Origin of the sequence: Candidatus Cloacimonas sp., from assembly GCA_039680785.1 — a bacterium.
Classification (GTDB): Bacteria; Cloacimonadota; Cloacimonadia; order Cloacimonadales; family Cloacimonadaceae; genus Cloacimonas.
Genome location: JBDKSF010000099.1, coordinates 1 through 12760 on the forward strand (window position 1 = coordinate 1; position 12760 = coordinate 12760).

Annotated in this window: 9 protein-coding genes; 5 read left to right on the top strand and 4 right to left on the bottom strand. The window is 40.9% G+C overall.

All coding sequences use genetic code 11. The features are described from left to right. The 4 genes from ABFC98_07240 to ABFC98_07255 all read right to left on the bottom strand — a co-directional run. A partial coding sequence (locus tag ABFC98_07240; GenBank protein ID MEN6445821.1) for a DUF362 domain-containing protein occupies positions 1–423 on the bottom strand: 423 nt, incomplete at its 3' end. Further along, positions 416–1582 (bottom strand): hypothetical protein, encoded by a 1167-nt coding sequence (locus ABFC98_07245; protein MEN6445822.1) that lies wholly within the window; start codon positions 1580–1582, stop codon positions 416–418. The genes ABFC98_07245 and ABFC98_07240, both read right to left, overlap by 8 nt. Positions 1583–1588: 6 nt before the next feature. Continuing rightward, the gene (locus tag ABFC98_07250) at positions 1589–2857 is read right to left on the bottom strand and encodes an adenylosuccinate synthase (protein MEN6445823.1); all 1269 of its coding nucleotides are present in this window, start codon (positions 2855–2857) and stop codon (positions 1589–1591) included. A gap of 424 nt (positions 2858–3281) precedes the next feature. Next, positions 3282–8075 (bottom strand): S8 family serine peptidase, encoded by a 4794-nt coding sequence (locus ABFC98_07255; protein ID MEN6445824.1) that lies wholly within the window; start codon positions 8073–8075, stop codon positions 3282–3284. 703 nt (positions 8076–8778) lie between these two features. Here ABFC98_07255 and rpmF point away from each other — a divergent pair. The 5 genes from rpmF (at position 8779) to fabG (ending at position 12747) form a co-directional block, all read left to right on the top strand. Further along, positions 8779–8958: a 50S ribosomal protein L32 gene (gene rpmF / locus ABFC98_07260; protein ID MEN6445825.1), complete on the top strand. Its 180-nt coding sequence runs from the start codon at positions 8779–8781 to the stop codon at positions 8956–8958. Between the two features lies 1 nt (position 8959). After that, positions 8960–9955: a phosphate acyltransferase PlsX gene (gene plsX, locus ABFC98_07265; GenBank protein MEN6445826.1), complete on the top strand. Its 996-nt coding sequence runs from the start codon at positions 8960–8962 to the stop codon at positions 9953–9955. Between the two features lie 2 nt (positions 9956–9957). After that, complete coding sequence (locus ABFC98_07270; protein MEN6445827.1) at positions 9958–10950, top strand: beta-ketoacyl-ACP synthase III; 993 nt, start codon at positions 9958–9960, stop codon at positions 10948–10950. 79 nt (positions 10951–11029) lie between these two features. Then, on the top strand, positions 11030–11962 hold the full coding sequence (fabD, locus tag ABFC98_07275; GenBank protein MEN6445828.1) for an ACP S-malonyltransferase: 933 nt from the start codon (positions 11030–11032) through the stop codon (positions 11960–11962). A 35-nt stretch (positions 11963–11997) separates the two neighbouring features. Beyond that, positions 11998–12747, top strand: coding sequence for a 3-oxoacyl-[acyl-carrier-protein] reductase (gene fabG, locus ABFC98_07280; GenBank protein ID MEN6445829.1), 750 nt, complete (start codon positions 11998–12000; stop codon positions 12745–12747). Positions 12748–12760: the final 13 nt, after the last annotated feature.

Here is a 12760-nt window from a genome sequence, read left to right on the forward strand (position 1 = left end):
AATGACTATTCCGCATTGAAACAATGCTTCACTTACTTTGTAGGTTCGCTTTCCGAAAGTAACTTCCCGAAAACCTGCAGTGGAGAAATTTACCATTTTCACAGGATATTTTTCCGCCAAAGAAGAATATCCACAGCTCTGCCAAACTGTTTCAAAACCTAAAGAGCCACCGGGGCTGTCTCCAATCCAGATCTCTTTTTTCTTATTCAGAAAATAGCGTATAACTGCTTCCAAAACAACTGGATGAGTGGTTACGGCTCTTTCCGGAGCATAAGCGCCCAGAGCATTGGGTTTTATCAATACCCTTTTACTGTGGCTAAGTTTATGGCTATTGATAGCAGAGAAATAAGCAGCCACTGCCTCTTCTATTTCGGGCAAATTGTAACTGTCAATTTTCCGAATTTGAACCTCGGGACTAATCATACAGATAGAGTTCCTTTTTACTGAAAATATACTTCAAATACAAACTGAGCGAAAGGTTTAACTGCGTTTTAGTTACTTTTCCGGAAATAACTTGCATAATGGCAAGATTTAGAACTCCATATTTATGATAATAGCTCAAACCCGCGGTGAGAGAATGCTGAGCGTTATCATCAATATAAACGGTTTCCGGCACCGAATCCCAAGCATTGGAAGTATCAGGAAGAGCGTAATTCTTAGCCAAATAGATATTTCCACTATAGACATTGGATGCGTAATGATAACCCAAACGGTAAATTAGATTGTCTTTTTTCTTTTCCAGCCCTGCTTTGAAGGTGTAACGATCATCAAAACTATCGGATATATCACTACATTGTTCCCACTCGGCATCAAAGGCAAATCTTAAATCTGGTTTGCCAAATTGCACCCCAGCAGTCATCCACATAGGCAAAACTGCCTCGTAAACGGCATATTTCAAATCCCAATCAAAATTAGATGCGGGCATCATACTGAAGCCAATATTGGTGGAACCAAGCTGATAAATTATACCGGGTTGAATGCGCCAATTATATTGATAGTCATTTATTCTTTCGTAAGTCCGTAAAAATATGGGATCATCAATATAGTGGATTTGATTGTGCAGATTCAATCCCAAATGCAGTGGTCCATTATGATAAGAAAGCATAGCCGTAGCTTGATGTAGATTATAAGTGGGAAAGCGTTGCAAAATACTTTGTCCTTGATTGGTGTAAAAAGAAAAGTCCTTTAGAGTTATGGATTTGGGATTATTATATAGCAAGGCCCAAGATAATTTATCACCCATTTTTGCACTCAGGACAAACATACCCAAAGGGGCGGATGATACATAATTAGCATACATAGGATATCCTACTGCTTCCAGAGATGGTTTCACATTCATTTCCAGATAAACCAATGCAGAGTCCGGAATTACCGAAGCAGGATTTAGCAACGCATTTTCAGCTGAACCTAAAATTGCTGCGCCAGTATAACCTCTTCCGGCAGCAGTTGTTCCATTATAATTTCTGCTGAAGGAATCATAATAGGGGCTGGCAAATTGAGGTAGATATAATGAATCCGCTTGAGCCAGTAAAAAACCAAACATCAGGCAGAAAATAAGGGTGGATAATATGCGTCGTAGCATTTGCAGTTACCTCTTTTTTCCTTTTATGATAAATGTTTGTTCTCTCTCTCTGCCAACCGAAACAAGAGAAACAGGCGTGGCTAAAAAGTCCTCGATTGCTTCCAGATAAATCCTGGTTGACTGAGGTAATTGATTTTTACTTTTGCAATTGCCAAGTTCCACATCCCATCCTGCGAAATTTTCATAAACAGGTTCAATTTTTCCTTGCAGGAAAGGAGGCAAGTTTAAGCTTTTGTATAATTTGCCATCATATTCATAAGCGACACAGATTTTAACTTGTTCTATGCCTTTCAGCACATCCAAACAGGTTATTACGGCAGAATCCAAAGCATTTATCCGAGCGGAATATTTCGCCGCCACACCATCAAACCAACCAATTCTTCTGGGTCTTCCTGTCGTGGAACCATATTCATTTCCGGTGGTTCTGATTTTTTCAGCCGTTTCATTCTTAATTTCCGTTGGGAAAGGACCTTCTCCCACCCTTGTAGTATATGCCTTAAAAACTCCGTAAACATTATTTATACGCCGCGCGGAAAAACCAGTGCCAATGCCAACGGCATCGGTCATCACCCGCGAAGATGTTACATAAGGATAGGTTCCGAAATTTAAATCCAAAAGAGTTCCCTGCGCCCCTTCAAAGAGAATGTTTTTAGCGTCATCCATTTCGTTCAAGAGGGTTTCCACATCACCGGCATATTGTTTTAAATATTTCCAAGCAGTTTGCAGTTCAGCAATTTGTTCGTTCAGTTCCACTGAGTTGATTTTTTGATGATGATAAGCATAAATATGTTTTAAGCGTTCAGCCAAATAATCTGGGTATGCAAGGTCTTCCAATCGAATTCCAATTCTGGCAGTGAGATCACTATAAGCGGGACCTATGCCTTTGCCGGTGGTGCCAATTTTGGCTTTTTTCAGCTTTTGTTCCGTTACCCTGTCCAGTTGTTTGTGCAAAGGAATTATTATCCCGGCGCGTAAATCAATGAGCAAGCGATTTTTAAAACTGATACCCGCTTTTTGTAAGTTGGCAATTTCTGCCAAGACCGCCTCCGGATCTATCAAAACACCCGCCCCGATTAAACATTTAGCTTTGGGATATAATATTCCGGAAGGTATGGTGTGCAAGATATATTTCTGTTTTTCATAAACAATGGTATGACCGGCATTGCTGCCACCCTGAAAGCGGACAACATAATCTGCCTGGGAAGCTAAGTAGTCAACTATTTTAGCTTTGCCTTCATCACCCCACATACATCCTAAAACAAGTGTTGACGCCATTCTAAACTCCTTTTATTCATAGAATCATACTTCTTCTTTAGGGTCAATTCTGTCAATCGATTTATTTTACGGAAGTGCCTCAATTTTGGGTGGCTATCATATTAAAAATGTTTGGTTTTGGCTCTTTTCCTTGCCTCAATTTCGCCAGCAAAGAGCGAAGCGGAAAGTATTTCACTACTTCCTCAGGTTTTGTTTAATGCCAAGATGCAAGCGGTTTAAACAATATTCAGCCCAAGCACTATTCTTTTGTGCCAAAGTAACGCATCAGTTACATTTCCGTAGCGGCATAACGGCAGTGTTACGGATGCGTTACTGGGTCGTTAATGATTCCTCTGTGTCACAAGCATTTAACTACGCTCCAATAAGGGTGTGTTGAGGAGGTAGTTAATAGCCCTTGGGAAGATTTTTAACTTCCTCGTTGCCTTTACTTTGTCTTCACCATTTTGTGCACGAAGGTCTTATTGCCAACTTTCATATAAAGGATATAAAGTCCGCTGGCTAAGTCCCTGCCTTTGCTGTTATGGCCGTTAAATTCGTAAGTATAGATGCCGGGAGCTGAATGTGACTGGGAAAAGCTATTTACCAGCTGGCCTTTATAGTTATAGATTTTAAATTCTACTTTTCCTGCTGCTTTGATGGAATACTCAATCTTAGCAAGCGGTTTGAAAGGATTGGGATAAATGCCAATTAAAGCTGTTTCCGGAGGGGGTGGAAGAGGTGGATCATTTGAAGTGGTAATTAAAACCGAACCCCAAAAAGCGGCTGATTCGTCTATATTGGTAATTTTCAGCCAATAATAATAACGAGTGTAAGCCACTGTGGTTGAATCCGTATAAGTATAATAATTTTCTTGGGTTTCACTCTCCGGAATAAAATCGCTTACCTGAACGGCTGAACTGAGGAGATGAGAGCTTCCACGCCAGATTTGATACGAAGAAATGCCCCCTCCGAAGTTATTTTTCCAGGAGAGAACAACTTTATTTCTATCATTCAGAGCCGCAGTAAAATCGGGTTGATAGGGCGACACCAAATTATTTTGTTGCGGAAAACAGAAAGAAATCTGAGTGGTGTTTCCATAATAAACGGGAATGGTAAAATGAGCGGTAGAAGTAGTCCAATCAGGATCCGCACTATGAGTCATCCATATACCTTTTCCGTCAATTTTATAGCCAAGATAACTTGGAATATAGCCCCAATCATAATTAAAGGTTATTTCCGCTCCGCTAAAATTGGCTCCGCTAATGGTAAAATCCAATCCCGTATCGGAAAAGGGTTCATTGAGAGAGGCAAAACCGGAAGTAATCCACAAATGCTCTGAGGGATTGGTAATGCCAGAAATAATTAAATTGGTGTGAAATGTATGCCCCAAAGTATCGGAAACGGCTGGAATATTAACTGTAGCTAAACTATCGGAAACGAAAGCATAATCAGTATAGCTATTTAAAAGCACGCGCATATTATCAATTGCGGCTGGAGGTTGATTTCCTCCCGAGGAATCATTTCTCCAAGCAAAAACGATTCTTTTGGCTCCTCCGGAGATTGTTTGGGGAAGATCAACATCGGCTTCCTTCCAAACATTGGAAAGATTCAAAGTTCCTCCGAGGTGTTCATTGCCAAGCATAATTCCCGCTTGCGGAATTACATTGGGATCCACACAAAAAACCCTAAGGAAATCAAAATAGGGTCCTGTTCCTTCTCCCACGCATTTCCAAGAGAAACGCAGTTTGGCATTTTCGGTTCCTTCCGGAATTTGAATGTCTCTATAAGCATAACTGATGGATGCTCTGTTGGTAAGATAAGTATTATTATTGCCTCCGTCGCCGCTAATGAAAAGTCCATTGGTTCCCGCTTGCGGAGCAGTTGAGCCAAAAAACCATTTATTCGTTTGCTCTTCATTGGCAAAACACCAATTGCTGAAGCCGTTTTCAAAGCCATCAATGAACGGAGTGGTTTGAGCAATGAGTGAAACAGCGTTCAACATAATATATCTTGTTTCACTTTCTGCATTATGAGAAATTTCTATGTTACCATCATAAACCCCGGGAGAATCGGGCGCGAAAAGAACGGTAAAAACAGAGGTGCTATCGGCATTAATGGCATAGGTCATTGAATTTAATTGTTCGCCATTGACGGAAAGATAAAATCCATTCGGCATTGTAATTTCGCCACTCAAATAACCCGTTCCGCTATTGGTGATATTGAATGTTTTGCTTGTTTGAAATCCAGCAAGAACATTGCCAAAAGAAAGAGAAGTGGTGTTTAGGGTTATTTCCGGCTGAGTTAAAATGGATAACTTCAAGTTAGGCCGAGCTGTCACTAAAACTCCGTCCGTGAATTCATCTGTCTGATCGGCTGTATTACTGCGAGTATAAAGATATCCGTTTGCAACTTCAGAATAGAAAACCGTTCCGGAGGCAGAAGTCGCCGGAGTTAAATTAAAAGCCGTGTCTATAACAATATTATCAATTCCATTCCAGAGAAAAGGAGTTGATAAAGTAAGCATATCATAATTGCCGGCTACGGGTCTGTAATTATCTGTCTGATAGCAAACAACCAGATTTTCCGAATGCCATTGCGCTGCATTTTCCGCAGTTGTATGTGCTATCCTAATTTTGAAATTGGGCAGTGCATACAGCGGTGCTGAATCTACATAAAAACCCAAACGCGTAATGTTTGTGGGACCAAAAACGCCCTGCAAATTTAGTTCTCTGGCAGTATAAACCATCTGACCATGCAAACTTTTGCGATAATTATTGATGGGACAACCTCCATTATTGGATGTAGCAGTTGTTCCAACGCCAATTATTGTTTCAGTTATAACTTCAGAAGTTGGCGTGGCAGTTTGACTTTCCGTGGATTCCGATTCGCCATTGGCAAATACAGCTACAATTCTATATGTATAAGAGGTTCCGTTAACAACATCGGTATCCGTATATCTGTTGGAGGGATAATTAGTTAGCAGCACATCATTGCGGTAAATATTATAACTGATGGGATTTCCAGCTTCCGGCGCTTGCCAATAAATCAACACAAATCCATAACCACCTGCAGCCGTAAGATTTTGGGGGGGCCAAAAATAAGGTGTGTTGGCAGGCAGTATAATATGATCTATCCAGCAGCAATCATCGCCTCCTGCTCCATTGGCATTTTTTTCATATTTCCAAGAGAAAGTTCGTAAAACAATTTCCACCGGTAAACTAATCAAAGACCAGTCCTTTTCTCCACTCCATTCACCTTGAAGTTCTCCATCTATATAAAAACGCAAAAAACCGCCATTCGTCAGAGAAGACACCTTCCGATAAAAATTGATGTCTCCCTCTTGCGTTATATTAACTTTTAGCTTTAGTTCCGTTATGCTGCCTATGTCTATGGAACCAGAACGCGCTGAATAAGACCCTGAAAAATAAGCATCGTTTTGCACAGTCCAAGGTGAAGAGCTTTGATTATGCCAGTTCAGACCGGAAAAATCACCACTCTCAAAACCATCATTTGCCGGATTTAACAGAGAAACGATAACTTGATGTTGGCGATGATTATTGTCATTATCTATGGCCACGGCTTTGATAATGTGCATACCTAAAGCATAACCAGCTGTATTCCAAGTCCATTCATAGGGAGCTACCAAGTCCGTAAATTCAGCTTCTGTATTATCATCCAGATAAAAACCCACTTGCATTACACTGCGTTCAACCGAATCAGCAGCCGCAACCTGAACATTGATGATGGAGTTCAGATCAAAACCAGTATTATTAAAAGGATATACAATATGGCATTGAGGCATACCCGGATTAGCTAAAAGGAGTGCTTGTTCGGCATTGACCAATCCATAACCGGTCCATCTGTCCCAACCTTCTGCCGTGTCTTCTGTCATATCCGTAGCTGTGGTTGTAAGTATTGTTCTCACTTCCGCGGGAGTTAAATCGGGATTCATTGATAAAACCAAAGCAGCCACCCCTGCCGCATAAGGACTGGAACAAGAAGTTCCATTGAACCACATATAATAATCATCATTGGAATAACCATTTTCTCCGCTGATATCTGTGCTGGGAAGAATTGTAGGAGCCATTATATCAATGGCATCGGCTGCATCTTGTTGATTTGCACCATAGGTAGAACCCCACCAAAATTCTCCATCGGAAGAAGCAGGATTTTTTCTTTCTCCGGAAGGACTTGCCGCACCCACTGCTATTATATCTGGATGTTTAGCCGGGTATTGCATATCGGAACCATTGGTATTTCCCGCACTGGCAAATATCACTACTCCATTATCATAAGCATATTCGATGGCATTATCCATATCAGGATTTTCTCCCACTTCCGAAGACGAACCAAAACTCATACTAACTACATTGGCATTATGATCGGCAGCATAAATAAGTGCATTGGCAGCGGCAGTATAAGTTAAATTTCCTTCGCTGTCGGCAACTTTTAAAGGCATAACACTACAGCCACCAGCAATGCCAGCTACCCCTAAATTATTATTGGCTATGGCAGCAGCAATTCCCGAAGTGCAAGTTCCATGTCCCGCTTCCCAACTATCATCCATTGGGTCGTCGTCATTATCACCAAAATCATAACCAGTTATCAGTCGCAAATCAGGATGTGCGGTATCCACGCCTGTATCCAGAATAGCAATGATTATAGTGGAATCTCCATAGACCTGAGAATAATCCCAAGCAAGTTCCGCATCACTATCAAAACCAACAATTCCCACGCCGGGTCCGCTATGAGAATCGCCTTCATAAGCAGGTAACTGAGCTGTATTATTGTGTCCCCAGTTATTTGGATACAAAGGATCGTTGGGGGCAATGTCCAAAGAGAAATAGTATTCCGGAATTGCCTTTTCTATATAGCGATTTTTTTTCAGGTTAGATAATACTTGTTCCACCTTTTTGCTGCCATCCAAACGGAGTAAAAACCAGCGATCAAAACCCGTTCTGGCAACCCAGTTTTTATCTTTGGCAGAAATATGAGCCCGGACAATGGAAGTAACCCCATTCAGAGCAAAAAGCTGATCCAGCTCGTTAAGGTTGGTTTTTTCACTTTCAGCGTAAGCTGTTAAAGGCAATTGGGAGCGAAGCACCGCTTCTGAACTAAGCTTAATTTTTACAAGGTCATTGGCATAAAGAGGATGCTTGGAAGCATCGTTTTGCCTTGCTATGGCATAAAATTCACTCATCAGAAACAGACAAATAAGGATAACAAAAATTTTCTTCATAATACTTTAAAAATAATGCAATATCCATTCCAAACAGATTGGTTTGATCTACTCATTTATTGTCTGATTCATTACTATTATCTTGTCAGTATGGAAGTTAGAGGCAATTATAGTCCTGTTTGCCAAAAGATAGAATATTGCTTATCTGCCATTATCTTATGCACTTCTCCTCTTCCCCGCCTCTCTCGCTCATCGTTTAGGATGAGGGCGGGAGGAGAGAAGGAGGAGTGGATGAGGAGAGGTTGATAAGAGAATAGTAAGAAAAAAGGGATAAGCGACAGAAGTTTTCAACGCCAAAATAGACAAAGGGAGAGCTAAAATAGGTGCGGCAATTATGCTGGAAGGCACAGGTCTAAAAAGGGTCATTTAACCGTGCAAGCCATCCAAACGGATAAAGATAATTGAGCTATGCAGCAAGAGACACATTTTGTCTTTGATTCCTGCCAGAACTGTTTTCAAAATTGTCAGCCGCCGGAATAAGTTTTTTTCACAGACCAGACAGCGTATCCTATCCGCATAAAAGACAATAAGATAAATAGGTAAGCAGATATTTTGATTGACAAAAATGGTATTATTTAAGTTTATCCTCAAAACTTGGATAATGCTATGGCGCTTAATGTTAAAAAAGGAAAGTGAGATAATGCTGCCCTTGGTTGAGCGCTTTTTTGTAATATTTACAAGATGAAAATCAAGGAGAATAAAAATGGCAGTTCCTAAAAGAAGAACCTCCAAAAGCCGTAGAGATAAACGCAGAACCCATGATGCTTTAACTCCTCCGCAATTTAGCACTTGTGGTAAATGTGGAGAGCCGGTTCGTTCGCATCATATCTGTGAAAAATGCGGCACTTACAATGGCAAAAAGATATTGACCGTAAAGGAGTAAAGTGCGCATTGCCGTAGATGCTTTCGGAAGTGATAATGCCCCTTTTCCGGAAATTGAAGGCGCAGTTCTTGCTATCAAAGAAGACCTCTGTGATGAAGTTATCTTGGTGGGAAATGAAGAGATAATCAAAACTGAACTGGGCAAGTTCTTTTATCCTCCCAACCGGATAAGCATCGTTAACGCCAGTCAGAGAATTGAAATGGGAGATAGTTCTGCTTTAGCGGTTAGAACTAAAAAGGATTCCTCCCTGGTGAAAACGATTGAATTGCATCAACAAGGTCTTGCCGATGCTGCGGTAAGTGCAGGAAACACAGGTGCAGTTATGGCTGCTTCGCTACTAATATATGGAAGAATAAAAAATGTGCAAAGACCGGCTATAGCAGTTGTTTTTCCTACTCAGGTAGGGCATCAAATATTACTTGATATGGGTGCCAATGTAGATTGCACGGCTGAAAATTTGGTGCAATTTGCCAAACTGGGAAGTATGTATTTTGAATATTTTTTTAAAGAAGCAAAGCCGCGCATTTCGCTACTCAATATTGGGGAAGAAAGCGCCAAAGGTAATGCCACTACAAAAGAGGCATATCAACTGTTAAGCAGCGATAAAGACCTAAATTTCACAGGCAACATTGAAGGGAAAGATATAATGCGCGGGATCACGGATGTGGTTGTCTGCGATGGATTTGTAGGTAATATTGTGTTAAAAACGGTTGAGGGCGTGGGCTTTTCTATTTTTGAAATACTGAAAGAACAGATAAATAAGGACTGGATAGCCAAAATCGGTTCGCTGCTATCCTATCCCGTTTATTCGTATATGAAAAATAAACTGGACCATACTGAATACGGCGGTGCTTTATTGGTTGGATTAAACGGTATTTCCGTTGTGGCACATGGACGCAGTAATGCCAAAGCGATTAAAAATGCCGTTCGCTTTGCGGATAGAATTGCCGAATCCGACTTTTTAAAACACGCTCGCGATTATTTTGAGAGGAGTTAATTATGCCCAATTACTATGCTAAATTTTCTTCCTTCGGTAGCTATGTTCCCCAGAAAGTTTTGAATAACTTCGATCTGGAAAAAATCGTGGAAACAAGCGATGAATGGATTAGAACACGCACTGGAATGTTTGAAAGACATATTGCCGATAAAAATCAAGCTGCCAGCGATCTGGCTATTGAAGCGGCTACCAGAGCCATTGAAAGTTCATCGGTAAAATATAAAGATATAGACCAAATAATTGTAGCCACCATATCTGGCGATCATCCTTTTCCTTCCACTGCCTGTATTTTGCAAAAAAGATTGGGTTTGAAAGACATACCTGCTTTTGATGTTTCCGCTGGATGCACAGGTTTCATTTACGCTACTGATGTTGCCCGCCAATATATCCAAAGCGGAACAGTGCAAAATATTTTAGTTGTCGGAGTGGAAATCCTCACCAAAATCACCAACTGGAAAGATCGTAATACTTGTGTTCTTTTTGGTGACGGTGCAGGCGCTGCCATTGTTAGTAGAGCCGAATCCAGTGAAATTTCCCGGATTATAGACAGTAAAATATATGCCGATGGCAGCCAGGGAGAAAATTTAATCCAATATGCCGGTGGCTCTCGTATGCCTGCCAGCAAGGAAACAGTGGAAAAAAACCTCCATACTGTCTATATGGAAGGCAACCGAATTTTTAAAAGTGCCATTAAAAGTATGTATGCCGTTACCGATGAAGTGCTAAAACGCAATAACCTTACTGCCGAAGATATTGATTGGATAATACCTCATCAGGCAAATCTGCGCATTATTGAAAATTTGGCGGATAAGCTGAAAGTGCCGATGAGCAAAGTAATCGTTAATATAGAAAAATACGGAAATACTTCCTCTGCCACCATTCCCATAGCTTTGGATGAGGCAATTCGCAATCAAAAAATCCGACGCGGCGATTTAATCTTGTTAACTTCTTTCGGAGCTGGCTTAACCTGGGGTAGTATTTTAGCACGCTATTAAGCATCCGGAGGAGGCAAATCTTCCGGAAAATAAAATAGGGGACTTTGGCAAGTTCCAACTATACTAAAGAGGTAAAATTATGAAGACAGCTTTCGTTTTCCCCGGTCAGGGCGCTCAGTATGTAGGAATGGCAAATGATTTTGTGCAGAAGTATCCTGCCTTGGAAGAAGCGTTGGATAATTTTGACGATAAGCATAATACGACTTTAAAGGATGTAATGTTTTCCGGACCGGAAGAAATCCTAAAATTAACCAGCTATACTCAGCCCGCTATTTTATTTCATAGTATAGCCGCCTTAAAGGCATTTCGGGAAGCAAGTAACCTAAAACCGGATTTTACGGCAGGTCATTCTTTGGGAGAATTCAGCGCTTTGGTCGCTTGTGGAATGATTACTCTTTCTGAGGCATTGCATTTAGTGCACAAAAGAGGCGAATTTATGATCAAAGCCAATGCGGATGTTCCTTTTGGAATGAGTGCAGTTATTGGCTTGGACCCGGAACAAGTTATTCAGATCTGTAATCAGGCATCGGTGGTGGGATTAGTTCAGGCGGTAAATTTCAATACTCCTTCCCAAACAGTGATATCCGGAACGGAAGAAGGAGTGGCAAGAGCCGGTGAATTAGCCAAAATGAATGGCGCCAAAAGAGTCATTCCTTTGGTGGTGGGAGGTCCATTTCACACTCCTTTAATAGCTAAAGCCAGCGACTGGTTAAAAGAAGAAATGCAGCAATTTGACTTTTTAGACATCAGTATTCCGGTAATTTCCAATGTGACGGCAATCCCCGTTACCAAGGGAGAAGAAGAAAGAGAATTACTGGCGCGTCAAATTGTTTCTCCCGTTCTTTGGGTGCAAAGTGTTCAATATATGATTTCGCAGGGAGTTCAGCGTTTTATAGAATTTGGTCCCCAGAGGGTTTTGAGCGGAATGATCAGAAATATAAATAAAGAGGTGGAAGTTTTTTCCATTGACAAATATGAAGACATAGATGCCGTTGTGTCTGTGACAGGTTAATATGTTTTTATGCAAAACAACTTAATGAGGAAATAATGAAACTGGATTTTACCGATAAAGTTATAGTTATTACTGGCGCTGCTCGCGGCATTGGTTTTGCCATAGCTACCGCTTTTGCAAAAGCAAACGCCAAAGTAATTATTATAGACATTGCCGCCGATGCAGTGGAACAAGCAATATCCGAATTGAATAAAGAAGGTTCTCGTTCTTTCGGTTATGTAGGAAATGTAACCGACGGCAAAAATATAGAAAGTATCTTTGCCGACATTGCCGATAAAAATGGAACTATTGACTGCCTGATCAACAATGCAGGCATTACGCGTGATAATCTCCTTATTCGTATGAAAGAAGAGGACTGGCAATCAGTTATGGATATAAACCTGAAAGGCAGTTTTCTCTGTACACAAAAGGTGTTCAAATATATGATGCGAGAACGGAGCGGCTCTATTATCAATATTGCCAGCGTAATCGGAATCATGGGAAATAGTGGTCAGGCAAATTATGCCGCTTCCAAAGGCGGACTTATTGCCTTCACCAAAAGTTGCGCTAAAGAATTTGGCAGTAGAAATATTCGAGTTAATGCCGTTGCCCCTGGCTTTATAGAGACAGATATGACTGCCTCTTTAAGCCCAGAAATCAGAGCTGAATATGCAAAAGTTATCCCTCTGCAAAAAATGGGAACTCCTTCTGATGTGGCTAATATATGTCTCTTCCTTGCTTCACAGGCAGGAAGTTATATAACAGGACAAACAATCGCCGTAGATGGCGGTTTAACAATGCACTAAATACCCAAGAGTG

Coding starts and splice junctions, on each gene's coding strand:
- ABFC98_07250 (MEN6445823.1), bottom strand. CDS start 2,857: ATGGCGTCAACACTTGTTTTAGGATGTATGTGGGGTGATGAAGGCAAA.
- ABFC98_07255 (MEN6445824.1), bottom strand. CDS start 8,075: ATGAAGAAAATTTTTGTTATCCTTATTTGTCTGTTTCTGATGAGTGAA.
- fabG (MEN6445829.1), top strand. CDS start 11,998: ATGAAACTGGATTTTACCGATAAAGTTATAGTTATTACTGGCGCTGCT.
- ABFC98_07270 (MEN6445827.1), top strand. CDS start 9,958: ATGCCCAATTACTATGCTAAATTTTCTTCCTTCGGTAGCTATGTTCCC.
- rpmF (MEN6445825.1), top strand. CDS start 8,779: ATGGCAGTTCCTAAAAGAAGAACCTCCAAAAGCCGTAGAGATAAACGC.
- fabD (MEN6445828.1), top strand. CDS start 11,030: ATGAAGACAGCTTTCGTTTTCCCCGGTCAGGGCGCTCAGTATGTAGGA.
- ABFC98_07245 (MEN6445822.1), bottom strand. CDS start 1,582: ATGCTACGACGCATATTATCCACCCTTATTTTCTGCCTGATGTTTGGT.